Annotated in this window: 19 protein-coding genes and 3 tRNA genes; 6 read left to right on the top strand and 16 right to left on the bottom strand. The window is 55.7% G+C overall.

The window, feature by feature from the left end; translation table 11 throughout:
• Positions 1-199 precede the first annotated feature (199 nt).
• Both FF011L_RS09010 and FF011L_RS09015 read left to right on the top strand, forming a co-directional pair.
• Positions 200-2,218: a hypothetical protein gene (locus tag FF011L_RS09010; RefSeq protein WP_145351327.1), complete on the top strand. Its 2,019-nt coding sequence runs from the start codon at positions 200-202 to the stop codon at positions 2,216-2,218.
• Positions 2,219-2,333: 115 nt separating this feature from the next.
• Positions 2,334-3,266, top strand: coding sequence for a DNA integrity scanning protein DisA nucleotide-binding domain protein (locus FF011L_RS09015; protein WP_145351329.1), 933 nt, complete (start codon positions 2,334-2,336; stop codon positions 3,264-3,266).
• Positions 3,267-3,334: 68 nt separating this feature from the next.
• Here the strand turns inward: FF011L_RS09015 and FF011L_RS09020 are convergent, their stop codons facing one another.
• The 8 genes from FF011L_RS09020 to FF011L_RS09055 all read right to left on the bottom strand — a co-directional run bounded on the left by FF011L_RS09020 (position 3,335) and on the right by FF011L_RS09055 (position 12,656).
• Positions 3,335-3,541, bottom strand: coding sequence for a hypothetical protein (locus tag FF011L_RS09020; protein ID WP_145351331.1), 207 nt, complete (start codon positions 3,539-3,541; stop codon positions 3,335-3,337).
• Between the two features lie 424 nt (positions 3,542-3,965).
• Complete coding sequence (locus FF011L_RS09025) at positions 3,966-4,769, bottom strand: class I SAM-dependent methyltransferase (protein WP_145351333.1); 804 nt, start codon at positions 4,767-4,769, stop codon at positions 3,966-3,968.
• The gene (locus tag FF011L_RS09030) at positions 4,766-5,497 is read right to left on the bottom strand and encodes a cysteine hydrolase family protein (RefSeq protein ID WP_145351335.1); all 732 of its coding nucleotides are present in this window, start codon (positions 5,495-5,497) and stop codon (positions 4,766-4,768) included. Before FF011L_RS09030 ends, FF011L_RS09025 begins: the two co-directional genes overlap by 4 nt.
• A 102-nt stretch (positions 5,498-5,599) precedes the next feature.
• Positions 5,600-6,826 (bottom strand): Zn-dependent hydrolase, encoded by a 1,227-nt coding sequence (locus tag FF011L_RS09035; RefSeq protein ID WP_145351337.1) that lies wholly within the window; start codon positions 6,824-6,826, stop codon positions 5,600-5,602.
• A gap of 657 nt (positions 6,827-7,483) precedes the next feature.
• Positions 7,484-9,403 carry an asparagine synthase (glutamine-hydrolyzing) gene (gene asnB / locus FF011L_RS09040; protein WP_145351339.1) on the bottom strand — a complete coding sequence of 640 codons (1,920 nt, stop codon included), beginning with the start codon at positions 9,401-9,403 and terminating at the stop codon, positions 7,484-7,486.
• Between the two features lie 8 nt (positions 9,404-9,411).
• The gene (locus FF011L_RS09045; protein ID WP_145351341.1) at positions 9,412-10,494 is read right to left on the bottom strand and encodes an aspartate/ornithine carbamoyltransferase family protein; all 1,083 of its coding nucleotides are present in this window, start codon (positions 10,492-10,494) and stop codon (positions 9,412-9,414) included.
• 123 nt (positions 10,495-10,617) lie between these two features.
• On the bottom strand, positions 10,618-12,075 hold the full coding sequence (locus FF011L_RS09050; protein WP_145355155.1) for a sodium:solute symporter family protein: 1,458 nt from the start codon (positions 12,073-12,075) through the stop codon (positions 10,618-10,620).
• 41 nt (positions 12,076-12,116) lie between these two features.
• Positions 12,117-12,656, bottom strand: coding sequence for a hypothetical protein (locus FF011L_RS09055; protein ID WP_145351343.1), 540 nt, complete (start codon positions 12,654-12,656; stop codon positions 12,117-12,119).
• Positions 12,657-13,260: 604 nt separating this feature from the next.
• On the opposite strand from FF011L_RS09055, the gene ggt reads away from it, so the two are divergent.
• Entirely contained in the window at positions 13,261-15,030 is a 1,770-nt protein-coding gene (gene ggt / locus FF011L_RS09060) for a gamma-glutamyltransferase (RefSeq protein WP_145351345.1), read from the top strand.
• 83 nt (positions 15,031-15,113) lie between these two features.
• Here the strand turns inward: ggt and FF011L_RS09065 are convergent.
• The 4 genes from FF011L_RS09065 to FF011L_RS09080 form a co-directional block, all read right to left on the bottom strand.
• Positions 15,114-15,188 (bottom strand) — tRNA-Pro (locus tag FF011L_RS09065).
• Between the two features lie 143 nt (positions 15,189-15,331).
• A tRNA-Arg gene (locus tag FF011L_RS09070) sits at positions 15,332-15,405 on the bottom strand.
• 118 nt (positions 15,406-15,523) lie between these two features.
• Positions 15,524-16,390: a hypothetical protein gene (locus tag FF011L_RS09075; RefSeq protein WP_145351347.1), complete on the bottom strand. Its 867-nt coding sequence runs from the start codon at positions 16,388-16,390 to the stop codon at positions 15,524-15,526.
• A gap of 152 nt (positions 16,391-16,542) precedes the next feature.
• Positions 16,543-18,108, bottom strand: coding sequence for a CehA/McbA family metallohydrolase domain-containing protein (locus FF011L_RS09080; protein ID WP_145351349.1), 1,566 nt, complete (start codon positions 18,106-18,108; stop codon positions 16,543-16,545).
• A gap of 199 nt (positions 18,109-18,307) precedes the next feature.
• Here FF011L_RS09080 and FF011L_RS27005 point away from each other — a divergent pair, with 199 nt between their 5' ends.
• Both FF011L_RS27005 and rnpA read left to right on the top strand, forming a co-directional pair.
• Positions 18,308-19,303 (top strand): DnaJ C-terminal domain-containing protein, encoded by a 996-nt coding sequence (locus tag FF011L_RS27005; protein WP_145351351.1) that lies wholly within the window; start codon positions 18,308-18,310, stop codon positions 19,301-19,303.
• Positions 19,297-19,656: a ribonuclease P protein component gene (rnpA, locus tag FF011L_RS09090; protein WP_145351353.1), complete on the top strand. Its 360-nt coding sequence runs from the start codon at positions 19,297-19,299 to the stop codon at positions 19,654-19,656. The genes FF011L_RS27005 and rnpA overlap by 7 nt, the downstream gene beginning before the upstream one ends.
• A 96-nt stretch (positions 19,657-19,752) precedes the next feature.
• On the opposite strand, the gene FF011L_RS09095 is transcribed toward rnpA, so the two are convergent.
• The 4 genes from FF011L_RS09095 to FF011L_RS09110 all read right to left on the bottom strand — a co-directional run bounded on the left by FF011L_RS09095 (position 19,753) and on the right by FF011L_RS09110 (position 22,603).
• Positions 19,753-20,250 (bottom strand): hypothetical protein, encoded by a 498-nt coding sequence (locus tag FF011L_RS09095; protein WP_145351355.1) that lies wholly within the window; start codon positions 20,248-20,250, stop codon positions 19,753-19,755.
• Between the two features lie 248 nt (positions 20,251-20,498).
• The gene (locus tag FF011L_RS09100) at positions 20,499-21,254 is read right to left on the bottom strand and encodes a YceH family protein (protein WP_145351357.1); all 756 of its coding nucleotides are present in this window, start codon (positions 21,252-21,254) and stop codon (positions 20,499-20,501) included.
• Positions 21,255-21,653: 399 nt separating this feature from the next.
• Positions 21,654-21,725, bottom strand: a tRNA-Gln gene (locus FF011L_RS09105).
• A gap of 89 nt (positions 21,726-21,814) precedes the next feature.
• The gene (locus tag FF011L_RS09110; protein ID WP_145351359.1) at positions 21,815-22,603 is read right to left on the bottom strand and encodes a redox-sensing transcriptional repressor Rex; all 789 of its coding nucleotides are present in this window, start codon (positions 22,601-22,603) and stop codon (positions 21,815-21,817) included.
• Between the two features lie 562 nt (positions 22,604-23,165).
• On the opposite strand from FF011L_RS09110, the gene FF011L_RS09115 reads away from it, so the two are divergent.
• Positions 23,166-24,899, top strand: a complete 1,734-nt coding sequence (locus FF011L_RS09115; RefSeq protein ID WP_145351361.1) for a hypothetical protein — start codon at positions 23,166-23,168, stop codon at positions 24,897-24,899.
• The last annotated feature ends 848 nt before the right edge of the window (positions 24,900-25,747 follow it).

The following is a 25,747-nucleotide window of genomic DNA, read 5'->3' on the forward strand; positions in this document are numbered from 1 at the left end:
ATTCCCCGGATGGAAACATGGGGCAGATGCGACAGCGAGGAAGTTTGGTGGAAGTTGCACGGGTGCCTACCGGTTTTGCCGGGGGTATTTGAGGAGGTGGTTGAACTTCAGCCGACCCGCTTCCGATAAAGCACTGTGTATCCCTTGCGCAGTTCGTGCGTATTCCGAAATTGCTCCTGCCTGGCCAAGAAAGAGCTCAATGCCGCTTCCTCGACCCCGGTTTTCTTTGCTGTCAAAACGTTTTCTCCTGGCATCAGCATTAGTAGGAGTCACCTGGACGTCCACTGCAGTTGCTGATTCCCCGCTGCGGGTCGCAAGTCAAGTTCCTGTGCTGCTGGAGCCGAGCAGTGGGAAACCGGTAACGGGGACTCGGAAGGCTGCTGTGCTAGCTGCCGACCCTGTCAAAACCACTGAAACGGCAGCACCAAAAGCGGTCGCTGCCAAGCCTGCAAGCCAGCCTGCCGAACGTGTCGCTCGCTTACCCGAAAGCCCAATCACCACCGGCCGTTCGTCGGCAAAGACCGCACCTGCAGCCAGTCAGGTCGACGGCTGGGTCGCAAGGGATCACGTCAACCAGCGGTCGCCACTGCGCGATCCGCCCTCATTGCCAGATACCTCGGTTCCCAAAGTTTCCGTTCCGGAAGTTGTGATGCCGGATGTCTCGGCACCCGATATGGCATTCCCGGATGTTCGCACACATCGGTCACCGTTGGCAGGGCTTAAGCCGGTACCGCTTTCCGCTCCCGAGCGACCGAGTGAATCGAAGGATGATCTGACGATCGACGACGAAGCTGCGGAAGCGACGCCCGCGAATGAATCGACGAAAAGTCATTCGCTGGACATGAGCTTAGCGGCGCCTCGTCAAAATTCCGAAACAGTGCTCACAGGTCCGGAAGCGACGACCGCCAACCGTTCGAATGGGGAACTGGAAGCGGCCGGGAATCGCAAAGTGGTCGTGGAACCTAAAGTGCAAATTGCATTGGAACCTGTCGAAAACGCCTTGCCCGTACGTCGTCCTGTTTTGGCTGAGGACAACGAAGGTTCCGATTTCGAACCGGAGACCTATGGGGACAATGAACTGCCGATGGGTGTCTACATCGGGGACATGGAGCGAGAGGCGGGCGAGGAGTCACAGGTTGAAGAATTGGCAGCGGATTCGTTCGACGGAAAACAAAACGCTAAAGTGGAGCGACCACAGCCAAAACCGATCGTCGTTGGTGCAGCGGCACAGCGACTGCGTCAACCGATCGAAACGACCCTGACGTACTACTTCCAACGCCCCGAGATCGCTTCGAAACGTAGTTCGTGGGGGATGATGCACTCGATCATGGCCTTTGGGATCGACACCCAGGTGGTTTCCGGCCGCAAGCGTTTCAACGCGATCGCTTGGATGGCAGGTAACAACATTTGTCGTGGCCAGCGAATGTTCACCGTCGACCGGCACGGGATTGCACCCAAGCAAGGGGTTGGCCTGCAGGGGCATCAGGCTCAGATGTTGGCCGTTTTAGGTTTGGTCGGAGTCCCCGAATCGTATCCTTTGCACGCCGAAGGGCATGAGTTCTCGGTCGCTGAATTGATTGAACATGAACAGCGAGCCTGTCGTAGTGGCGCCGAACTGACGTTCACTCTGATCGGTTTGGCTCACTACATGGACACGGACGCGCAGTGGGTATCAGACGATGGTGAGAAGTGGGATTTTGAGCGACTGATACGCGAAGAGCTTGATCAGCAGGTTATTGGGGCGGCCTGTGGCGGGACTCACCGTTTGATGGGGCTAAGTCATGCACTGCGGATTCGCCGGGAACAGGGGCGAGAAATGACCGGGCAGTGGGCTCGCGCAGACCAGTTCATCGCCGACTTCGTCGACTACGCTTGGAAGCTTCAGAATCCCGATGGATCGATGAGCACCGAATGGTTTGAAGGACGTGGTGATCGGTCGGACGTGGATCGCAAGGTGCAGACGACCGGGCACATCGTGGAGTGGTTGATCGGTGTTTCCAGCGATGAACAATTGCAAGATCCTCGGATGTTGCGTGCGGTCAACTTCCTTGCCAATTCGATGTACCGATACCGGGCAAAGGACTGGTCTGTTGGTCCTAAAGGGCACGCACTCAGGTCCTTGTCGTTGTATCATCAGCGTCTCTACGATGCAGGATCGCCGTGGACGCAAGCGGCGGTTGCTCGTGGGCACCATCGAAGCAACCAACACCGCCACTAATCGGGCAAATTTTCGGAAATCCCGAAATAAGGTGGAATGTATAATTGCCGGGTTTGGAAAAGAGAGGTAAATTTCAGCGGAAACTTCCGCTATTCCTTCTCACTCTAAGCTGCAAATGGCATCGCAACGGCTAACGAAACACAATGCTGAGATGGTCCGCATGGCGGTTCGGACGGCAGAGGCGTTGGGGGCTGGCGCGATTTTGATTTTGTTGGATGGCACCACCGACTGGAAAAAACTTAGCCAGTTGTGTAACGAGAAAATCTCGACAATCGTCGCGGCTGACCGTGAAGAAGACCTGGAGGGAGCCGCCGAAGTTGGGCTGCTACCGCTGGCGCTGAACAAAGAGAAAGCACCACTCTTAGAACGCCTGCAGCATGCTTTGTTGGAAGCGGCCGCCGACGAACTGATCCGGCCCAACGGCGAAGTCATCACGCTCTATAGCGGATTCCAGCAGGGCCGATTCGATTCGATCAGCCATATGCAGTTGGACGAACGGATGCGGCGTCTGAGCGTTCGCGACCTGCAGCGTCTGGAAAGTAGCGTCCCGCTAAACACGCTGAAGGCGGTCGTCGATTTGGCGGTCCAGATCGGACGTGAAGGACGTGAAGGCAAAGCGGTCGGAGCACTCTTTGTTGTGGGCGACACTCGCCGCGTCTTAGAGCACACCAAAGACAGTGGCGCGGACCCGTTTCGTGGCTACAACAAAAAACATCGCAATCTGATGGACGCTCGAGTCAGCGAAGATGCGAAAGAAATTTCGCAGCTGGACGGAGCTTTTATCATTACCCCGGATGGGTATATCGAACGCAGTCGACAGATGTTGGAGGTTTCGCACGAAGACCTTCAAATGTCCAAAGGCTTAGGAGCTAGGCACTGGGCGGGAGCCGCGATCACCCGCAAGACCAAGGCCATTTCGGTCGTCGTCAGCCAATCCACAGGGACCGTTCGTTTGTATCAAAACGGGGTTCTCGTGATGCGAATCGAGCCGATGGACAAAGCGGTCAAATGGCAAGAATTCAATTTCGACCCGCCCGCCGGCGAATAACACCGTTGGGGCGGTTCCTGTCCGTTTCAATCGCGAAGCGATAGCCTGGGACGCAAGTCTCGTCCGTTTCAATCGCGAAGCGATGGCATGTGATAGCCGGGGACGCGAGTCTTGTCCGTTTCAATCGCGAGCGATGACATGCGATAGCCGGGGACGCGAGTCGTCCGTTTCAATCGCGAGCGATGACATGCGATAGCCGGGGACGCGAGTGTCGTCCGTTTCAATCGCGAGCGATGACATGCGATAGCCGGGGACGCGGGTCTCGTGCGTTTCAATCGCGAAGCGATGGCATGTGATAGCCTGGGACGCAAGTCCCAGGTTAACAACCAAAGCTCCCCGTTCAGTCGCGAAGCGACGACATGAATGAAGCTCCCGGGCAATCAATTGCGGTGACGCGGATTTGCCGTTTATGGTCATGCCGTCGCTTCGCGACTTTTGCGGTCTTGGGGGGCGTGTTCCTGGGACTTGCGTCCCAGGCTATCACATGTCGTCGCTTCGCGACTTTTGCGGTCTTGGGCTGCGTGTTCCTGGGACTTGCGTCCCAGGCTATCGCATGCCGTCGCTTCGCGACTTTTGCGGTCTTGGGGCTGCGTGTTCCTGGGACTTGCGTCCCAGGCTTTCGCATGTCGTCGCTTCGCGACTTTTGCGTCCCAGGCTATCACATGTCGTCGCTTCGCGACTTTTGCGGTCTTGGGGCCTCTAGACCCTGCGCAGTACGAACAATGCGTCGGTTAGGTCGTCGTCTAAGTCTCGTGGCGTTTCGATGTCATAGTCGAAATCGTAGATCTCGGCGATTTCGAACAACTCCACTTTGGCCAGCATCGCTTCGACTTGCGGGACGGTGTACAGACGCAGGTCAAAATCGGTTTGGCAGCGGATGGTTTTGACGACTTTGCTGACTCCATCCTTTTTCGCATGTCGTTTTGCGGTCAGGGTGGCTCGCATCGATTCCCGTCTCGCTTCGCGGTTAAAATTGCGAACCGTTAGGGTGACGCTGACGACCGTGCTGGAGTGTTTGGCTTTCCATCGCTCGGTGCACTCTTCGTCGGCATCCAAGGGGATGATGTGGAATCCCAGAATGTATAGGCCGCCGGGGCGGATGGCCGAGGCGACGGAAAACAGATGTTTAACGGCCTCCTCCTCGGTCAGAAGGTGCCGAAACGTATTAAACGTACAGAACGCCGCGTCGACAGGTTCCTCAAGCTGAAAAGAGGTCATGTCTCCGTGAATCAGTTCCGCCGACAGGCCTCGCCGTTTGAGCCGTTTTTTAAGGTACTGCAGCGACGGTTTGCTGATATCCAGCCCGGTCATCTCGTACCCTTCGGCTGCCATGTCGACGATCAATCGACCTCCGCCGCAGCCCGGTTCGAACAAACGTTTCACCGGAATCTTGGAATGTTCTTCAAAAGCCTTTTTGAAGAACGCCACTTCGTCGTCGTTTTCGTCGCGAAAGACGAGATCGAAATATTGAGGGTAGTCGTACCAGTTAGCCGAAACGGTCATGCGGATGGAGCTTTGTTCTGATGGACCGCAGCGAGCGCTTCGGTTGTTTTGATAACGCGGGCGTATCGGTCTCGCAGCGTCGCCAGCGAGGCTTCATGCAGTTCAGGGGTGACGGTGGTGCAGCAGTCTTCAACGACTGTGACCAAGTAGCCAAGGTCGCAGGCATCGCGGACAGTCGTTTCAACGCATTCGTTTGTGTAAACGCCGACGACAAAAAGCGATTCGATTCCTAGGTTTTTCAAAACGTAGTGGATGTTGGTTGACGAAAAAACGCCACTGGCCGTTTTATTGATCACAATTTCATCGCGATCGACATCGGGAGCGATCTCTTCCAAGAATTCGGCTTCTTTCGATCCCGGGGCGGCCAGCAGATCCAAACGCTTATGCCCTTTGCCGCGATCGCGTCCGTCACGCGTCAAGGATTGGATGCGGGTGTGGATGACTTCAAGGTTGTGGCTTCGGAAAGCATCCTGCAGACGTTTGACATTAGGCAAGACCGTCGATTCCAGGCGACCGAAGTAAAACTCTTGGGCTTCCGGTTCGATGCCGCTCGATTGATCGGGGCTGAAAACTCCAAATCCAGGTTTCGCGTCCAGGTATTGCAGGTCGATGCACAGAAGCGCGGTCCGCCCGGCCAGCATGAATTCGCGGTGTTCTGGGGTATCGACAAATGAATCGAAGTAGGCATCCCGAAGCGGATCGATATGTTCCTCGGACGATTGCGGCATAGGAGTCAAAGGGAATCAATGAGGAAGCTGGAGAGAAAGGTCGCGGAACCGATCGCGTGCTGCGATTTTCCGACCGATGAGAATTCTAGTCTTAAACGACGTTTAACCGAAGTCCTGCAAGGTTTGCAGCATCAGATTGGCTCCCGCTTCGATATCCGACCAAGCGGTCCATTCCGCCGGCGAATGACTTTGCCCCCCTTTGCTGGGCACGAAAATCATTCCCGTCGGGACCATCCGGCCCATGATCTGCGCATCGTGAGCCGCTCCACTGTGCATGCGATGGTAATCCAGCCCCAACGCGGTCGCGTGTTTGCAGAATTTTTCGACCAGTGGCAGGCTGCACTGAACCGGATGCAAATAGCTCTTCTGTTCGAATTCAAACATCAGGCTTCGTCGTCGTGCGATCGCTGAAAGCGCTTTGCGAAATGCCGTCGCCAGTTCATCCAGTTTCTCTTCCGACGTATCGCGGCAGTCCAGCGAAAATTCGACTAATCCCGGCACCGTGTTCGCGGCTCCTGGCAGGATTTGAGCCTTTCCGATAGTGGCTCGGCTTCGGTCGCTGCCGTTTTCCTCGAGGATACGCGGGATCTCGTGAGCAAAATCGGCAAGCCCCATGAAGGCATCGTTTCGCATGTCCATCGGAGTCGTTCCGGCATGGTTCGCTTCGCCACGAAGCCAGACCGACCACGTGAACAGCCCGGTGATTTCATCGACGATCCCCACCGATTTGTTCATGCGGTCGAGGACCGGGCCCTGTTCGATGTGGAGTTCCGCATAGGCTGCGATCGATTCCGGTTCACGAGCCGCATCGAGGGCTTTTAATGGATCGAATCCTTGACGCTCCATTTCTTCTTGCAGCAGGATGCCATCCAGATCTTTCATGGTGGCAAGTTTGTCGGGCGTGATCAGTCCACAGATCGAATGCGAACCGAACATTCCCCCAAAGCGGCCTTCCTCATCACTGAAGGCAATCAGTTCAATGGTTTGTTCGGGCTGAATGCCGTTTTCACGCATGCTTCGCAGGCATTCCAGCCCAACAACCACGCCAAGCGTGCCGTCCAGAGCCCCTGCACAGGGGACGGTGTCGATATGGGAACCGACAATCATTCGGGGCCCGTCGGATATCCCGTCTAAAGTGGCCGAAACGTTGGCGGCGCCGTCCACGTTGCAGGGCAGGTCGGCGGCAGCGATCTGGTCCTGCAGCCACCGTTTGCCTTCCATGTCGGCATCGGTGAAAGCCATTCGGTAGATGCCACGGTCCGCTTGGTTGCGTCCGATTTCTGCGAGCGCCAGGATGTCTTGTTTGATTCGTTCTATGTTGACCTGCATAAATTTATTTCAGCGTAAGAGAGTAACGAACAAGCCTTCAATCGGATCCCAATGTTGTTAGTGTTTGTCGCCTTTCGTTCCGCGAAAGAACGCTCCCTTAAAGCTACTTTCGCGGGGGACCTGAAATCGATTGGTGACGATTTCAACCCTGCCCATCCGAGTCTGAACGCAGTGCTTTTAGCTCAGCGGGCGGCAGATACTTGCAGTTGGCGTAAGTCAACGGAAACCTGGCGTGCGTGCGTATGAAAGCCCAGCGGGCGACAGATAAGGATGGTTCTGTCGCCCGCTGGGCTTTCCTTTTCGCGATACCCACTCCGGCGGCTCGCACCGCCGGCAAGTATCTGCCGCCCTCCGGGCTACGTGTTCAATCGGCACCATGTCGACTCGTCAACGGCTGCAAACCCTTCATTTATAGATTTCATGTCCCCGGTGAAAGAACGTCCTTTGGGAACCGCATTTCGATGGTACAAGAGAGTAGCTGTCAGTTGTGAGCCCGCCGGGGCAAGCCCGGAAACGGAACTCTATCAATCAAATTTCAAATCTTGGCTTTCTGCCAGGCAAGCTGGTATGAGGCCTTTCCTCCCTGCCACATTCGCAACTTATTTATCGCACGTCCCGAGCGAATGGCGGCACTTGCATCTCTTCACCGCTCTAGCCCTAGTCGACCGCCGGCAGTGGCATCTCTTCGACGTACTGACCATGCAGCATGTGCAATTGCAGAGTGTGGTTGATGATGATGTCGTTGCGGCGAGCAAGCGTGGTGTCTTGTTCGTGCCATGCATCGGCGATGAATTTGGTTATCGAATCGTAATCGAATAATCCGACAGCCTGGACCCTTTCTGGAGTAATCCAGTGATCGATCATTTCTTGCACGGCATTCCGTTTGACCGGATCGGTGTGTGCAGGCGGCGCCATAAAAGCAAATTTCTCTCGCTCGTATAATTCGCGCGGCAAGACGTTCACCATCGCTTCGCGGAGGACCCATTTTTCGACTCCGTTGCGAATCCGGATTTCCGGCGGGATCGTGGTTGCGTACTCGGCAAGGTGATGGTCTAGGAAGGCGGGACGGGCCTCCATGCTGTTGGCCATGTCCATGCGATCGCCGCCCCAGGTGAGGATCTGACCTTCCAGCATGGTTTTGCTCCACGTGTACTGCGAAACATCCAATGCGTGGCGGCCACGGACCTGTTCACTGTCGATCGCTGCGGCGACTTCGGCGACTGGGTCGTAGGTTTGCAGCATGTCCCGAATGGAATCGGACCAAAGCGGCTTGACGCGATCAAGGACCAGCATCCAGGGCTGCATCCATGAAGGGGTGAACCCGCAGAGGTCCTGCCATGCATCGTGATGGAGATCTTCTTCGGCGAGGATTGCCCCGGCGAAAATGCCTCCCTCCCCTTCGCGGCCTAACCAGTCACGTTTGAAGAACGGGTACCCACCAAACAGTTCGTCCGATCCCTCGCCGGTGATCACCGCCTTGTAATTACAGGCTCGGACTCGCCGGCTCATGTGCCATTTGGCAACTGCCAGCGTGTTGTAAAACGTACGTTCGGCGTGCCACGTCGCCCGCTCAAACGCTGGGCCATAAAGCTCCTTTTCGGTCAAGCGGAGCAATTCTTGTTCGGCGCCCGTCCGTTCGGCCATCCGTTTAGCGATGCTTGATTCATCGTAGGCGTCACTATCAAAAGCGATCGTAAAGGCTTTGATCGGTGACTGCTGAAGCGTCGTTGCCAAACCTAGGATCGAACAGCTATCGATTCCTCCTGAAAGGTAGCAACCGACCGGAACGTCTGCCTCCAGACGCGTCGCGACCGCATCGATCAAGCGATCCTGAACGCCTTGAACATATTCGGTTGGGTCGGGATGCGATTCGTGAGAGGTTGGGAAAGTAAAATCCCACCAACGTTGAGTACGGGTTTCCAGGCGTCCGGATTGCATTTGAACAATCAGCATATGTCCTGGCTGAAGGGCTTGGACCCCTTCGAATGCCGTCGATCCAGGGACCATGACCTGCATCATTTGATGCACAGCCGCCTGGGGGCAAAGTTTGACAGGTACGTCGGGGTGTTTGAGGATCGATTTAACCTCGCTCCCCCATACGACGCCTCGTTCATTAACCGCATAGTACAACGGTTTGACTCCAAACCGATCGCGTACCAGGATCAGGCGGTTTTCTTTTTGGTCGTACAGAACGATCGCGAATTCACCACGCAGGTGATCGACAAACTTCAGGCCATGTTTTAGGTACAGCGGTAGCGAGATCGCGCTGTCGCTCTTGCCGTCGCACTCCAGCGATTCGCAGGCAAGTTGCGTCCGAATGCGTTTGTAGCCGTACAGTTCGCCATTGACCGTGACGGCATAGTCGCCCGTCTTGGACGCGATCGGTTGATGCCCGTGGTCCAGGCCAACAATCGACAGCCGCGTATGTCCCAGCGCCAGTCCTTTGTCCGCATAGAAACGACTGCCACGGTCATCGGGACCGCGGTGATCCAGGACATCCAGCATCCCGTCCAGAGTAAATCGGAGGTCGCGCTCGTTTGTTCGATGAGGGTTCCAGAACCCTGTGATTCCACACATAGATTTTCTTATATCCCGTTGATGCGATCCAGGCGATCGAGGACCGCCGTCAGAATCGCTTGCCGCACAAAGACTGCTCCAGCAGCCTGGGCGAAGTAGAGGTTATGTTCGGTTTCGTCGAGGTCTTCCGACAGTTCCTGGTTGCGAGCCAGGGGATGCATGATCACGGCTCCCGGTTTCAGTTTGCTGTTGCGGTCCAATTTGTAGCGAGCGTCCAGGTTCCGGTAACTGTCTCCCAGAAAGGCGATCGAATTGACGTACAGGACGTCCAGATCGGGAAGGACTTTTTGGACATCATTGGTGATCGTGATCGGGATCACTGACTGTTCAATCGGTTCGGTCAAGTCCAGTCCAACCGGATCAGCCATTTCCGAAATGATCGTGATTTTGCTGACGGCGCCGGGGAACATCAAAGAAATACGCAGGAAGCTTTTGACGGCTCGCATCGAACCGGGCGTGCCGATGATTCCAAGGTGGATGCGACGCTCCGGCGGGCAGTGTTCCGTAGCCAGTTCCGGACGCCATTTCAGCAGTGCGTACCAATCGATCAACGCTTGAGTCGGATGATGGCCCGAACCGTTGCCTGCATTGATCAATGGCCGCTGAAGGTTGCGGCGGATCTCTTCCATGCTGTTGGTGTCGGGGTGCCGCATGATGACCACATCCCCATACGTGTTGAACATCTCGCCGATGTCGGCCAGCGATTCTCCTTTGGCGATTCCGGTCACTTGACCATCCGGGACCGAGAGAACTTTCCCGTCCAAGCGTTGCACGGCACTTTCGAAGGACAGTCGCGTTCGCGTGCTCGGTTCGAAGAACGCGGTGATCGCGATCTTGCCGTCAAGCGGTTTGTCGATTTCGACATTCCGCATTTCCAAAACGGCGGCCATTTGAGCGATCGCGTTGACGGTGCGGCGATCAAATTGCCGTGGATTGATAATCGATTGCCCCGCCAGTTGACCGAGGGCTTCAAGATCGACCCGCCCGTTGGTTCTGGCCAGCAAGTCTTCCGGCGAAATCCGTAATCCTTTGGAATTGGACGCCGCCGGCGAGAGGGCTTGCGAGACTTGATGTTTCGTCAGTTTATTCATGGACTTACCAAATCTGCCTATCTTTGGAATCGATTACCAGGAAAATAATCAGCAGCACGATGCCGACACAGCAAAGGGTCAGTCCGCCAATGACCAGGACTTGCAATAGCCACAGAGGAAACATCAATGTTCTCCTGAGGGGGTGGCAGATGCGGAAGCGGGAGCAAAATCTTCCGCAGGGGGTTCAGACGACGGTTCCGCGGGCCGTTCCGACAGACGAGCAAATTCAAAATCATAAGGGGCAAGCCAGCAACCTGCTGCAAAAACGATGCCAGAAACCGTTGCTCCAACCAGCGAACCGACAAACCAACCGATGTAGTGATAGGCCAACAATCCAGCAACGCTCCCTAGTAGCATTGCCATCGCGGCCGCGAGCGGGCCGGGACGTCGATAGTATAACCCTCCGACGATCGGCCAGATGCAACTACCGACCATCGGGCCAGCAAGAAATAGGACTCCTGCCAGCGAACCTCCTTGGTTGCGGAATGCGACAACCCAGGCCAGTGCCCCCAGTCCAACAATGCTAAGCGATGACCAGCTTCGCTTCCTTCTTTCTCCCACGGGGCGGCCCGCCAGCGGTTCCAGGATATCGTTAACCAACAGATCCGACGTCGCTGCTAAAAGACTGTCGATGCTTGAGGCAAGCGAACAGAACACGACGACAAAAACCAACAGGGCTCCGCCCGTTCCAAGCAGCGTTGCGGCGACCAACGGACCGACTGTATCGGGTTGACTGATTCCAATACCCAGCGCGGGGGCCGCCAGCCCTAGGAAGCCGGCGACGATTGGAATTGGCAACCATAACAAACCGCCCAAAGCGTATGCCTTGGGGCCGACGCCCTCTCGCATCGAAAATGCGCGGCTCCACCAGACGTTGCTGTGAAAAATTTCACCAAAGCCAAACAGCATGTTATTGAAAAGTGCCATCAGGGCTGCTGGAAAGAGAACCGATAGCAGCATCGGTCGGTCGGCCGTTAGTTTGCCGTGGACTTGAGTGATATCGACCTGAGACAGAACCGCGATCGCCACCACGACCAGTCCGATCAGGATGATTAGGCTTTGGATGAAATCGGTTCCGATGACCGCGTACATCCCGCCGAATAGCGTGTAGATCACGCAGACCAACAGGACCACCGTGATGCCGACCTCGTAAGGTATGCCGGCCAAAACCTCCAGTAGTTTTCCTCCGGCCATCCCCATCGTGATCAACCAGATGACGGCGTAGAAAAGGGAGATCGACAGGAACGGAATGGTGGCGACCATGCCGTACCGGCGGCGGATGAATTCGACGGCTGTGTAACCATGCGGCATCAGTTGGCGAATGCGTCCACTCATCGGTGCAAAGGCAAACAAACCAAAGCTGGCGGTCGCGTATCCCAAGGCTCCCCAAACACCAAGTTTGAGAGCGAATTCAGGAGCCAGCATCGTCGTATTGGAGGTGATCCAGGTGGCGACGGCGGTGGCGGTGCCCAACGCCAAGCCGACATTGCGTCCGGCAACCGAGAAACCGTCGTAGTTCTTTGCTCGACGCCCCCACCAGATGCCCAGAAAAATCCACAGCAGGCCAAAGATGGCCAGCATCGTGTATCCCGCAGTTGGCGATAGAATCGGACTGGCTGCAATCACGCGGAAGTCTCCTGCTTGGTGCCTCGGTTTGGCTTTTCAGCAAGCGGTTGGTTCTCTTCGCCACGCGTGATTAACGTTCCGTGAACGATCGTTCCGATCAAGATCACGAAAACGACCAGGCCAATCCCAAATAGCGAGAACGCAATGGTCAGTGACCAGTGTTTGACCGGTACGATCGCTGGTGCGGCACCCTCGGCAAGAAGTTGCCCTTCGGGCGTGTAGGCTTTTAGGTAAAATTTATGGGTTCCATCAGGCAGGCCCGAAATAAAGGCGAGCGGAACTTCCCCTTGGTACATCCGTTGACCCTCGTCGTCGGTCACTTCGTAACGCGTCCCTTCGGTCAGCGAATTCCAAGAAAGGCTGAGGTGTCCTTCGGGGGCGTTCGGCAATTCCGTTTCGGTAAACGCAAGCCGAGGGGCCGATCGAAGGGGACTGGATTCAAGAACTGAATCGGAAGTCAGAGAGGGACCTTGTGCGTAGGCAGGAACGATCTGACCCAGCAAACATAGCGATAGAAGCAGTTCAAATAAACGCATTCAATCGTTGCGAAACCATTTACCTTGACAGGTAAACCGACACACGGCCTCCGGGTGAGAATTCGGCAGTACTTGTTTGAGCAAGGAGTAGACTATAACAAATCGCCACATGCAGGGTAACCGGACCGTCTTCGATCAATAGGCTGTTGACGGTTTGACAAGCCACGAGGAAGAAGTTGACTTCACAGTTCTTGAGGGACGTGTGATAAATGAGTAGTGAATAAGTAGTGAGTGTGGCAGGGAGAAAAGGCCCCATGCCAGCTTGCTGGCATGAAGCCAAGATTTGAAATTAGTTCGCAGGGCTCCAGGAAAACGCATCCAGTTCGGATTGCCGTTAAAAGCGGCAATCCGAACTGGATGCGAAAACCGTGGGGGCAACCACCTCTAATTTGAAATCTTGCGTTCCTGTCGGGTAAACCGACGAGGGGACGTGGCGCGCGGGTATCTGGCAGGCGCCAGCTGCTGTCAAAATATCAACTTATTTATCGCACGTCTCAAAAGGAGGGTGAAATGATTGCCACACTCATCACTTATTTGACGATGCTGTGGCGCGACAATTTTAACACGATCCCGATCCTGTTTTTCGCTTAAGAATGTTTGGCATATGTCACCTCCATTGAATCGCCGTGAACTTCTTCGTTTTGCAACCGCCGTCGGTGGAGCAGGCTCGTTGGCCTCTTGGAGTGGCGGCGATCTGCATGGCGAAACGCTCTACCCGCACACGGTCGACGTGGCTCGCACCCGCGGCGGCGCCGTTAGCTGCAATTCGGCGATCGCCAGCAGCATCGGGATGACGGTCATTAAGGAGGGGGGCAACGCCGTCGATGCCGCCGTGGCAACCGCATTGGCGATGGCAGTCACCTGGCCGGAAGCCGGGAACATCGGCGGCGGAGGTTTCATGATGGTGTCGCCGGTCAATGAAGCACCTGTCTGTATCGATTACCGGGAAACGGCACCCGCAATCGTGACGCCAACCAGTCTCGCACAGCAGCGTGATCGCCGGCATCCAAAAATGGTGGGCGTGCCAGGAACCGTTCGAGGTTTGGGATTGGCACATGCTCGGTTTGGCAAACTGACTTGGGACCGTTTAGTGCAGCCAGCCATTCAATTGGCGAACCATGGCTGTGTCGTGGACGGTTGGTTGGCGAGGACACTGAATGGCGTGTTGGCGTCGATTCAAAAATCGGGCAATGAACGGCATCAACCGTTGACCAATACGTTTGCGCATCCAGCGGGACGACCCTGGCAAATCGGAGATGTTTTGAGGCAACCGGTGCTAGGGAAGACACTGGAGCGAATTGCGGCGGAGGGATCGGATGAATTTTACACTGGCGAAACCTCTAGGCATCTGGCCGCGTACTTTTCCAAGGTTGGAGGGTGGATTACCGCGGCGGATTTAAAAACGTATCGGGCGGTCGAGCGTGCTTCGATTCAGACCGCGTACGCCGGGCACGAAATCTACGGGCCACCGCCTCCGTCGTCGGGGGGGATCACGGTTCAGTTGGTTTTGCGGATGCTTGAGCACATCGGTTTAACCGGTGGGGTGGATTCCCCGTCGGGGCAGGCCGACTGGAACCGGGACGATGTTCACCGGATCGCTGAAACGATGCGGAGGGCGTTTCGCGAACGGGCAGCGTATCTCGGAGACCCCGACTTCGTGTCGATTCCCGATTTCCTCTCGACGACCGCTTATGCCGAGGAGTTGGCTGACAGTATTTCATTGGACCGCGCGACCGACAGCCGCGACATTGCGGGATCGCTGGTTTTAAGCGATGGCCCGCCGGAAAGTCCTCAAACGACCCATTTTTCCGTTGTCGATCGCGACGGGATGGCTGTTTCGAATACGTACACATTGGAAGCCAGTTGGGGATCGTGGCTATTGGATCCGGCGACCGGGTTTGTCTTCAATAATGAAATGGGCGATTTCAATTGGGTCCCCGGCTATACAAACGACCGAGGGCAAATCGGCAGCAAGGCCAACCAAATGGCTCCGGGGAAAAGGATGCTTAGCTCGCAGACCCCAACGATCGTCCGCCGCGATGGTGCAAACGTGTTGGTAACGGGCAGCCCCGGCGGGAGGACGATTATCAATACGGTGATCTGTATCTTGGTTCAGAGTCTGAACTATAACCGCAGCCTTCCCGATGCGATCGCAGCGTCTCGGTTCCATCACCAGTGGCTGCCCGATGCATTGCGATTGGAAATCGGTTCAGGTGAATCGCTGGCCGAATTAAAAGATTCACTGGCGGATTATGGGCACAAGGTCACAACCACCAGCGTCCAAGGGGCCGCCCATAGCATCGCAATTGAACCGGCGACCGGAGTCCGAGTAGGAGTCGCCGATTGGCGACGCGGCGGCAGGGTTGCCATCTAGAGGCAGCGAAGCAGAGAGTTTCAGTAGATTCCATAAAAAACAGCTCGCCGCAAATGAATGCGACGAGCTGTTTTCGTTTTGTATCGGGCTGAGAGGATTCGAACCTCCGACCTTTTGACCCCCAGTCAAACGCGCTAACCAGGCTGCGCTACAGCCCGCTGTAGTGAACTTCACCAAATCGCGGTGTCGTTCAGCGGTCCCGCCGAAACCGATTCGATATCAGCGGGGTCGAGAATATGACAGATCTTAGCTTTCTTTTCAACGGAGCGTCGGCTGAAAAAAAGGCAACGATAAAAATCAATACGCCCAGAAGGATTCGAACCTTCGACCTACGGATTAGAAGTCCGTTGCTCTATCCAGCTGAGCTATGGGCGCGGGAGACGGGAATCGCGTGTGCCCGGTGATCTTAACCAGTCGCTGCGCGATTCCTGTACCGGTGCTATCGTCTCTCGTAGGCCGCTGGATATCAAGTGGAGACCCACTTGATATCTTGTTACTTTCGACGCGCTGTGCGGGTCGTAGGTTCGCTAACCAATTTCTCGGTCAATCGAGCTCGATATTCCATCATGCTGTCGGCTCCATCGAATCCGATGACCGTTTCGTCCCAATCCAGCTGTTTGCTTAGCAGGCGGCCGGCGTCGACATCAAAGCGGAGCGTCCCGTTGCTTAACTGCTGGATAACCTGGGACTTCATCTTGGCGTTCCCGATCGGGGTCAGCGGTTCGCTGCGAACGGTGATCGTCGCGACGCCAGCGGAAAGTTTTTCTAGGGTGTAGAGTTCGCGGATTTTGATCTGTTTGACTTCGCCCTTTTCGGTGCGAGCTCGGATTTGCCGAGGGACGGCCCATTGCCCGCCGACCTTCACGGGAGTTTCTGGAAGAGGAATGGTCAGTCCACCCATGCCCAGATCCGTTTTGGTTCCTTTGTCGTCTAGACGTTCTCGTTCTTGACCCTGTTCGTTGATCCGGATCGTGGCGATCGGCTGCCCCAGTTGGTCAGCGACTCTCTGGAAAACGCGAGGAGGTTCGACGTCCGTGGTACTGTCCCAGGCAACCTCTTCGGCTTCGCCATTCTTTTGGCTCATGTCGACCGATTCGATCACATGTTCGAAGGTCATTTCACCCGCGTCATTGACGTCGGTGACCCGCCAGGTTTTTGTGCTGGAAGTCCGCACGCTAGAGGCAACGTCCGTTTTTTCCATGCGGGTATTTGTATTCGCAAGGTGCTCGACCTCGTAGCGGAGCACTTCGCCCGGCGCCAGGCTATAGCGAAGCAGGCACTCTTCCGTTTCCGCAGCACACATTTGCGAGATTGGGAAAAGCAAAAACAGACCAACAATTATGGCAAACCGAGTTGACATACGGTGCCTCCGTGCACGCTAGGGAAGGATGTTTCGATGGAAATCAATGGTTAAGCATCCTGAATTGCCCAGCCGAGGGCAATAGTGATTTAGAGGACAAAAATCGTGTTCGGCTGCCTGCGACCTTACTCGCAAATTATTTTTCGCACGTCCTACGGGGCTGCTTGGTCGGCCAGCGATTGCCAGTATTCGCGGGCGGCGCGGATGTAGGGGGCGTGTGCGGCGCGTTCGTTTGCTGGCAATTTCCCCAGTATCGCTTCTCGTTCGCTTAACCAGTCTTGGAAGAACTGGACGGCTGCCCGGTCGATTCGGGGTTTTCCGTCGAATTCGATATACCAAGGAGCCGATACGGCAGCACGCCAGTGGTCGGTATGAGCGGTCACGACGCGAACCAGCACCCAGCCACTTTCCTCAATACGTAGCTTAGGGATCATTCCGCCCGCTTTGGCGAATTCGTCCAAGCGAGCGTTGTAGACGATCGTTCCATTGTGGATCACTTCCAAATAATCGACCGGGTCGCGGGTCGCAAGATTCAGCTCCATCTGAAATTCAAGAGCCTCACCGGTCCTCGCCTTAAAAACATGTCCGGGCAATTCGCCTCCGAAACGAGGTCTCAGCAGGGGACCATTGGTAACGGTCGATCGACCTGCAAGCGCCCCCGCCCACCAATCTTCGCTTGTGATCGGCGTTCCTTCTGGAGACGTGTCCAGGGAAGCGGGGCTGTGGACATAGGTTCGGGAATAGCCGACCGGGTGTTTGGTTAGTTGTGATCCGCTTCCTCCCAAAGGAGCAATCCGCATCCCACAGTTGAGAAGTTGCCAATAAATGTGTTCGGCCCACTTACCGACGCCCAGCGTCCCCGAAAATCCGGGGTCGTTCGGCGGACGTCCATTGATGACCCGTTTGACGCTGCGATCCAAACGAAGCCAATCTCCCTGGAGGAAAATGGCATCCACGCGTCCACTGGCGAGCCAGATCGGTAGGTCCCAAGCGAACGGATTCTCGACGATAACACCCTCCACGTCGTACTGGGCTGCCGCACGGATGGTGCTGCTGGAAACCGTGGGAGGGGGCGCCGACGAGTCGATTGGAAACGCTTCGGGGATACCGACAAGGAGCAGTCCGTTCCCATTCGCACACATATCTGTGCGGATTTCGGCCGGCCCCCACAGGGATGCGTCTCCATTTTCAGGCAATGGTTGATCAAGTGGAACAAAAACTTGTTCGCCCGTGCCGACATATCCGGCAAAATGAAGGTCCTCGCTCTGCATTAATAGAGGAAGGGTGCGGAGAGATGGAGTGACCGCTGGGTCTCCCGACCACCAGCCTTCCGCTGCCATGTCGACCATCCGGGGAAGGGCAACGCTGTGTGAGTCGGAGGCATCGCGGTCGATCGTGAAGGTGCCGGTCAGGATGCGGTACTCGGGCCCCCGGATCATTTGGAATTGGTAGTCGCCCAAGGAAAGCGAGAGCATTTGTTCGCCATTGATGACAAACCCAATCCCTGCCGGGAGGGTGCGGCGGACAATTCGCTGGCGGCCGTCGGCATGCTGGAAAACGACTCGAGTCGGAACGGGGCTCCCCGATTTCTCATCGATTGCCTGCAGCGTAAAACCGTTCGCGGCAAACGTCGAAGTTGGAACAGCCGAAAAGCCCAAAAGGAGAGCGAGGCCCCAGAAGATTAGGAAAGCAGGGACGGTTAATTCTTGTTTGCACATCGTTTCTGTGGTTTGCCTCGCGTTGATGAAAACTTCCTTCCCCTCTAGATTAGCTCACGCCCGAGCGCCGTTTACCGTTTGCGGTTCGTCGTTTGCATAGGAGTTCCCTGTAGGGCAATCGGATGTGATAGCTGCCAAATTGGCAGTTGGGTTCGGTTGGGAATTTCGATTCGCGTATTAAGGCTTGAAAAGAGGATCCATGGCGGAAGATTTGTACCAAGTCCTGGGAGTTGGACGAGACGCATCGAAAGACGAGATTCAAAAGGCCTACCGAAAGATGGCCCGGAAATACCATCCGGATATGAATCCCGATAATGACGCTGCGCGCGAAAAGTTTAAACGCGTGCAAGAAGCGTACGACGTCTTGAGCAATGAGGAGCAGCGTGAGGGGTATAACCGTTACGGAGCGGATTACGAAAAGATGCGTTCCGGCGGCTATCAACCCGGGCAGGCTGCGGGAGGGACCTCGTTTGATGGCTTGGACCTTGAGCAGATCTTTGGTCGATCGGGAGCAGGCGGTGGAGGAAGAGGCGGTTTTCAGGGTGGTTTTGGCGACTTCTTCGAGCAGTTGGCTGGCGGTGGAGGCGGCGGGCGAGCCGCTGGAGGGAATCCGTTTGGCGGAGGGGGACGAGGACGTCCGCAACCGCCGCAGCGTGGTGCCAATCAGCGACACGAATTGACGATCCCGTTTCAGACCGCCGTGAAAGGTGGCAAGACCGAGTTCTATCTGACTCGTAGTGAAAACCCCGAAAAACTAAGCGTCACGATTCCACCTGGAGTCTCGGACGGCGACAAAGTACGGCTCCGCGGCAAAGGGGCTCCGTCGCCCAACGGCGGTGAACGAGGCGATCTGATTTTGGTGCTTTCCGTTGGTTCGCATCCTTTCTATCGCCGCAATGGCAATCACTTGGAATTGGATCTGCCGATCACGCTGAAAGAGGCCGCGTTGGGAACGAAAGTCGATCTGCCGACGCCCGCGGGCGTGTTGACGCTAACCGTCCCCGCCGGAAGTAGCGGCGGAAAACGATTGCGGTTGAAAGGGCAGGGGATCGCCGGCAAAAACGGTAAATCCGGAGACCTGCTGGTGCAGTTGCAAATTCAGTTGCCAAGCGAATGGAGCGAAGAAGATCAGGCACTGATCGAACAATTGGATGAACGCCATCCGTTGCAGCCAAGAGAGTCGCTCGAGTGGTAGAACGCCGCCAAACGTTCCCCAAGCAAGTCCGTTTGACCGGACGAGATTCCTTTGGGCACGTCATTCAAAAAGGTGGCTTCGCGGCCGATGGGATTTTGGTGGCACATGTCCTACCAAATGCGCTGGCTTATAGTCGTTTTGGGATCACGATCCCGAAACGGACTGGCAACGCGGTTGTGCGAAACCGCTGGAAACGTCACATCCGAGAAAGCTTGCGGGAAATCCGCGTCGATGTCGCCCAGGGTTGTGATTTTGTGATTCGCCCGAAGAAAGGGGCGGAGCTGGACGCCAAGCAAATTCGCCGCGGGATGATCAAACTGTTGTCGCGGGCGGTCAAGCGACTGCCGTCTTAATTTCGACCCCTCCGAAGCGAAAAACCCGAGAGTGGACATTCGGTCCATCGCTCGGGTTCGTGTTTTGTGATCAGACGTTAAGAAAACCTGTTCGGTTTACTTGACGTTCAAAATGCCGTTTGCCAGAGGTGCTTGACCAAATGGCCAGGCGGCTCCGCTGCGATCGACGTCAAATTTCAGGATCACTTTGCCGCCGGTAAAGGTTGAAGTCATCACCAAGCGGACGAAGTACTGGTCTTTTCCGGTTTTCTCCACAAATCCTCCGACGACCGTACCAACGTCGACAGAAGTGCCGCCCGCATATTGAACGTAGTTGTACTTGCCGGAAACAACGTCTACGGGCTTGTTCTTCTTGGTCGGAAGTCCACCGTCCGTTTTGTACTCGACATACCCGGTCCCAACTTTTGAACCGCTTTTCGTGTCATAAAGGCTAAGCGTGTTCATCGACCCAAGCGGGTAAACCGTTTGGGGCAAAATTTCCGAGCCACCTACGTCGTACTTCTGAGCACTGGCTGACTGAACCAGGCTGATTGAAGCGACTAAAACCGTGGCGATTAAAAAAAATCGACCCGCACCACGAAGTTGCATTCCCATTGATTCTTATTCCATTCTTGTGGAAGTCCGTTGCACCACGCGAGAGCCGTTCTCACGTCGGTTAGCAGAGTTATAAAGGCTCTTCCGGGTGGGTCAATAGGTTCTGTGCGGGGGCCTGCTGTCTGGGTTTGTTGACCTTTCCTTTAGAGGGGGTGGCTTGTGACAGGGTTAAGCGGTCAAGTTCTGCCAATTACAGTGCGGTTTTTGCGACGGGGACGCAGCGGTCGCTTGGGCATGGGGGCTATTTTTCAGTCCTCAAGCAGTTTTTCCAGTCGTTCAACGCGAGCTTTCAATTCATCGATCTGGTTTTGCCAGAACTCGTCTTCTTTTGCGCTTGGCAATTTTTTTGCGGCGCCGGGCGTCGACGGAGTAGACAGTTGGGGGGCTGAATCCCCCGGTTGCTTGGCTTCCGCTGCGTTGAGTTTGGTTTTCAGCCAATGCAGTTCGTCGGGTTGATAAAGATTGTGCGTGAACTGTTGCCCGCGGCCCGGACGTCCGAGTGCTAACACAAGACCTTGCTCGATCAAGTCGTTTACAACTTCACCCGCGACATCTAGGTCGGCAATTTTTTCCATCCGTGACGCGCGTGTACGAATTTCGCCGAGGGTTTGAGGCCCGCGAAGGAGCAATTCGATCATGACGGCCGCATGCTTCCCTTTGACGTCCAACCAGTCGTAAGCGTTGTGGCGAAATTTGTTGACTCGGCCGGAGCCTTGGATTTCCGTGGCGGCTCCTAGGCCTCGCAGCCCATCCATCGCGATTTGGACGTCATCTTCGTCCAGATTCATTTGCGGATCCCGGTTCGATTTCTGGTTCGATCCAGTAATGATCGCGTTCAGCGTCAGCGGATAGCTGTCGGGAGTCGTTTTGGCTTTTTCGACCAACACGCCCAGGACTCGCCGCTGATGAGGATGCAGCGGAGGAACGGTTTTAGGGGTTGGAGCGGGATTGGAATCCGAAGAGGACGCACTGTCAGCATCGTGCTGAGAAGATTCGTTATTCATGGCGGGGATTATAAAGCAGATCCCCGTTGGTCGCACCATTCATCGTCGCCAATCTTGCGGCGGACGTCATTTGGTACAAGCGGCAGCAGCCATGGCACCGCCATCTCCCACGCCAGTATTTTCCAAGCGGCACCGCGTGAGCCCAGTGCCCTCAACTTTCTTAGCGGAACGGCGCGAGCCGTCCGGCAATCGCGTTGAATACCCCATGAATTTGCCAGTCGGCTCGCGCCGATCCGCTAAGAACCCCGTTCGCAAGCTGCCAGGGCGAGTGGCGGCATGGCTTGAGCCGCCAAGTGAGAATCGGGACGCACTCGGTTTTCCGGTGCGAGGCCCGCAATAAAACGCGCATAAAAAAAGCCCGCATCGGAGCGGGCGATTTTCACTGAACGGTATGCAAAGTTACCCCGCAAGGACTTGAACCTTGAATGGCTGAACCAAAATCAGCTGTGTTACCAATTACACCACGGGGTAGAAGTGGACGTCCGGCAGGTTTGATTTCTGCCATGTCATCCGCTTGGGCAGTACTTTAGCCAATAAGACCCTTCCACGTTAACGGGGGTTCAGCCATTTTTTGCAATTTTCTTGGAAGGATTTTTTTTTGACCGCTCGGCAGGGGGGAAGGCTGGTTCTTGGGTGCTGAGGACGGAGAAGGCTAATTGCTGCAATTCGCTGGCTAAATCGACATTTGCGACGCAGACATTCGATTCAACTTGCAAAACGACTGGAGCAAAATTGAGGATGCCCGTCACCCCGCTGGCGGTTAATCGTTTTGCAATATCGCCGGTGGCGGACGCCGGAACCGCGATAATTGCCAAATGAGCGTTCAAGCGGACCGCCTGAACCTCCAGATCGTTGCAGTCGAAGACGGGGACGTCTCCGATGTTCTTGCCGATTTGCTGCGGGTCGACGTCAAAGGCGGCCACCCAGCGGAAACCCTGTTCTTGAAACCCTTGGTAGCGGAGCAAGGCGTTGCCCAGGGATCCCGCCCCGATCAGGACGACATTCCAGTTTTGGTTGGAACCGAGAGTCTGGCGGATTCTTTGGATCAGTGGCGGGATGACGTATCCGACGCCTCGTTTTCCTTGCGGGCGAAGGTAGCCGAGATCACGGCGGACGATTGCGTCAGAGACTCCCAGCAATTCTCCCAGTCGCCGGCTGCTCACGTATTCGGTGCCGTTAGCCTCTAGCCGCCGCAATTCGCGCAGGTACAGGCTCAGGCGACCCACGGCGGCTCGAGGGATCTCGAGAATCGTGTCTTGATCAAGACTGTTCGGGTCATTGCCGTCCTGGTCAGCGGCTTCGTGATCTGGCTGTGGAATTTTTTCCCGCGAAGAGGGATCGTCGTTCATCTTGATTCCGAGGGGCCGTCGGTTGGGAGTTGGGAGTTGGGAGTTGGGAGTTGGGAGTTGGGAGTTGGGAGTTGGGAGTTGGGAGTTGGGAGTTGGGGTGCGGATGTTCAGGTTTTGTGGATGGAGGTCCTTTGACGGGGGTTGGTGTTGATTCCCTGATGGCGGGGTGGTTGCTTGGTTTGGCGTGGGGAGCGGGGCCGGTTGCAGCGATTCGCCAGTTATCGGCCGGAATAATCGGCACATTCGATCCGTCCCATTTTTCCCTCTCTGAATAGTCGACCTAAAGCACCTAAATGTCGCTTGCCTCCCTGTTTATGTGTTCAACGCTTGTGTTGTAGTCGATGTAGATCTTGCAAGAGGTTCTGATTCTTGAAGCGGGCTAAGTTTCCCAACTTGCCTAGAACGTCAGTTGCACCACGGGGGGAGGCCATTTGTTCGGGCCACAGCCATTCCGGTGTTACCAGCATCAAGAACGAGGATTTTTGTAAACCGCCGTACCGCGAAAGGACGGCGGCGAAGCTGCGTCCAGCATTTTAGCGTTGTCTCACACGGAGTATTGGAAATGAAAAGGCTTTGGTTATTGCCAGGTCTCGTAGCCGCACTGGTTACCGGATCGGCCCAACAAGTTGACGCTGCCTATTGTGGCGCCGTCAGCTACGATGGTTGTAGCAGCTGTGGTGGAAGTGTCGTTGAAGGCGGAGTTGCCAGCGATGGCAGCGTTGTCGATGGCGGAGCCGTCGCAGATGGCGGATCGGTTTCAGCAGACGGTTCTTACACCGTCATGCGAACGGTTCGACGAACGGTTATGGAACAGCGTCAGGAAACTCGTCATCGTACTCGTTACGAACGCGTTTATGACGAAAAGCAGGTTCAGCGTACTCGAATGGTTCCTGAACAACGGACCCGCGAAGTTAGCTACACCGTCATGAAACCTGTTCGTGAAACTCACGAAAAGGTCATCAATTACACAGTCATGAAGCCCGTGTACGAAACACGCCAACGCGTGATCAACTACACCGTGCAGAAGCCTGTGTACGAACAGCACCAGAAGACGATCAACTACACGGTCATGAAGCCCGTCACCGAGCAACGTGAACGCGTGATTAACTACACCGTGCGAATCCCGCACCGTGAAGTTCGTCAACGGACGATCAACTACACGGTCATGAAGCCCGTCCACGAGACTCGTACTCGGACGATCAACTACACCGTCATGAAACCTGTTCAAGAGCAACGCTCACGAACGATCAACTACACGGTATACAACACCGTGCAGGAACAAAAAGTTCGCACCGAGAACTACAGCGTATTGGTTCCTTACCAAGAAACCAAAACGATCCAAGTTCGTGGTGGACACTGGGAATCGGTTAGCGAAACCATTCCTGGACCAACCGTTCGCCGAACCGTACGTGATCCAGGTAGCTGGAGCTACGACCCGTGCAGCTGCCGATGCGTTTACACGCCAGGATGCTGCCGCGTTGAAGTTACGCAGTGCCCACCTCGTACGATCTGCAAACGCGTTTGGGTTCCAACTTGCGAAAGCAAAGAAGTAACCTGCACCAAGTATCGTCGCGAGTGCCGTACTCGTGAAATTCCTTACACCGTGTGCCGTCGCGTTCCTGAGTGCCGTACCAAGGTTTGCAACTACACCGTATGCAAAATGGTTCCTGAGTGCCGTACCAAGACCTGCAACTACACCGTTTGCAAAATGGTTCCTGAGTGCCGTACCAAGACCTGCAACTACACCGTTTGCACCTACACTTGCGAACAGCGTCAGAAAGTTTGCAAATACACCGTTTGCAAAATGGTTCCTGAGTGCCGCACCAAAGTTGTAAACTACACCACTTGCAAAATGGTTTGCGAACCACGTACCAAGACTTGCAACTACACCGTTTGCAAAATGGTTCCTGAGTGCCGTACCAAGACTTGCACTTACACCACCTGCAAAATGGTTCCTGAGTGCCGTACTCGTACCGAGTGCTACACCGTGTGCCGCAAAGAATGCTACACCGAAACTGTCAAAGTTCCTCGCTGCGTCAAAGTATGCGAGCCTTACACCGTAACGGTTTGCGTTCCACGTACCATCTGCGAACAAGTTCCTGTAACCGTCTGCTGCCCAGCCCCAGCTTGCTGTGGTGCTCCAGCTTCGGCTTCGGACGCTTGCTGCGAAGGTGCTTGCGACCCATGCTGTGCCCCACGACGCAACCGCGTTCGTGACATGCTAGACCGCGTCTTCGGTGCTTGCCATCGTGGATGCAACGACTGCTGCGTTACCGCACCAGCTTGCGGCTGCTAGACACGCTCGCTGGGCCGGCATTCGGTCTGACTAGATGCTTCGACGAGGGGGGTGAGACCGCAAGGTTTCACTCCCCTTTTCTCGTTTGGGCCTTGTTTGCTCGTTCACGATTGCCGGACGGCTCGCGCCGTTCCGTTATAGAAATAGCTGGCGTCGGGCTGACGTCGCCCGGCAAGTATCTGCCGCCCGCTGGGCTTAAAGAGTGTGCTCAAAGCCAATGCAGCGGCCGGACGGCTTGCGCCGTTCCGCTAAGAATGTAGCTGGCATTGGGCTGACGTCGCCCGGCAAGTATCTGCCGCCCGCTGGGCTAAAAGAGTGTGCTCAAAGCCAATGCGTTGGCCGGACGGCTTGCGCCGTTCCGCTAAGAATGTAGCTGGCATCGGGCTCGCACCGCCCGGCAAGTATCTGCCGCCCGCTGGGCTTAAAGAGTGTGCTCAAAGCCAATGCGTTGGCCGGACGGCTTGCGCCGTTCCGCTAAGGATGTTGATGGCATTGGGCTCTCGCCGTCCGGCAAGTATTTGCCGCCCGTTGCCAGCCATTGCACTGACGCAAGCAATGTTAAGCCACCAAGCAAAATTCCCAAAATCAGCCGCTGATAGCCCGGAGGGCGACAGATACTTGCCGGCGGCGTCAGCCGCCGGGGTGGAAAAAGCGGATGGCAAAGCCCGGAGGGCGACAGAATTTTTCCATCGCTCATTCTGTCGCCCGCTAAGCTTAAAGAGTGTGCTCAAAGCCAATGCGTTGGCCGGACGGCTTGCGCCGTTCCGCTAAGGATGTTGATGGCATTGGGCTCTCGCCGTTCCGCTGACTCTTCTCTTGATCTCTGCCAAGCCCGCACCTGCGCTTAA

Origin of the sequence: Roseimaritima multifibrata (assembly GCF_007741495.1) — a bacterium.
Classification (GTDB): domain Bacteria; phylum Planctomycetota; class Planctomycetia; order Pirellulales; family Pirellulaceae; genus Roseimaritima; species Roseimaritima multifibrata.

Excerpts from the sequence above, each read along its gene's own strand:
- FF011L_RS27005 (WP_145351351.1), top strand. The coding sequence starts at position 18,308 with ATGGCGGAAGATTTGTACCAAGTCCTGGGAGTTGGACGAGACGCATCG.
- FF011L_RS09080 (WP_145351349.1), bottom strand. The coding sequence starts at position 18,108 with ATGTGCAAACAAGAATTAACCGTCCCTGCTTTCCTAATCTTCTGGGGC.
- FF011L_RS09055 (WP_145351343.1), bottom strand. The coding sequence starts at position 12,656 with ATGCGTTTATTTGAACTGCTTCTATCGCTATGTTTGCTGGGTCAGATC.
- FF011L_RS09035 (WP_145351337.1), bottom strand. The coding sequence starts at position 6,826 with ATGCAGGTCAACATAGAACGAATCAAACAAGACATCCTGGCGCTCGCA.
- FF011L_RS09050 (WP_145355155.1), bottom strand. The coding sequence starts at position 12,075 with ATGCTGGCCATCTTTGGCCTGCTGTGGATTTTTCTGGGCATCTGGTGG.
- FF011L_RS09025 (WP_145351333.1), bottom strand. The coding sequence starts at position 4,769 with ATGACCGTTTCGGCTAACTGGTACGACTACCCTCAATATTTCGATCTC.
- FF011L_RS09030 (WP_145351335.1), bottom strand. The coding sequence starts at position 5,497 with ATGCCGCAATCGTCCGAGGAACATATCGATCCGCTTCGGGATGCCTAC.
- FF011L_RS09110 (WP_145351359.1), bottom strand. The coding sequence starts at position 22,603 with ATGAACGACGATCCCTCTTCGCGGGAAAAAATTCCACAGCCAGATCAC.
- FF011L_RS09075 (WP_145351347.1), bottom strand. The coding sequence starts at position 16,390 with ATGTCAACTCGGTTTGCCATAATTGTTGGTCTGTTTTTGCTTTTCCCA.
- FF011L_RS09115 (WP_145351361.1), top strand. The coding sequence starts at position 23,166 with ATGAAAAGGCTTTGGTTATTGCCAGGTCTCGTAGCCGCACTGGTTACC.
- ggt (WP_145351345.1), top strand. The coding sequence starts at position 13,261 with ATGTCACCTCCATTGAATCGCCGTGAACTTCTTCGTTTTGCAACCGCC.
- FF011L_RS09015 (WP_145351329.1), top strand. The coding sequence starts at position 2,334 with ATGGCATCGCAACGGCTAACGAAACACAATGCTGAGATGGTCCGCATG.
- FF011L_RS09100 (WP_145351357.1), bottom strand. The coding sequence starts at position 21,254 with ATGAATAACGAATCTTCTCAGCACGATGCTGACAGTGCGTCCTCTTCG.
- FF011L_RS09010 (WP_145351327.1), top strand. The coding sequence starts at position 200 with ATGCCGCTTCCTCGACCCCGGTTTTCTTTGCTGTCAAAACGTTTTCTC.
- FF011L_RS09095 (WP_145351355.1), bottom strand. The coding sequence starts at position 20,250 with ATGGGAATGCAACTTCGTGGTGCGGGTCGATTTTTTTTAATCGCCACG.
- asnB (WP_145351339.1), bottom strand. The coding sequence starts at position 9,403 with ATGTGTGGAATCACAGGGTTCTGGAACCCTCATCGAACAAACGAGCGC.
- FF011L_RS09045 (WP_145351341.1), bottom strand. The coding sequence starts at position 10,494 with ATGAATAAACTGACGAAACATCAAGTCTCGCAAGCCCTCTCGCCGGCG.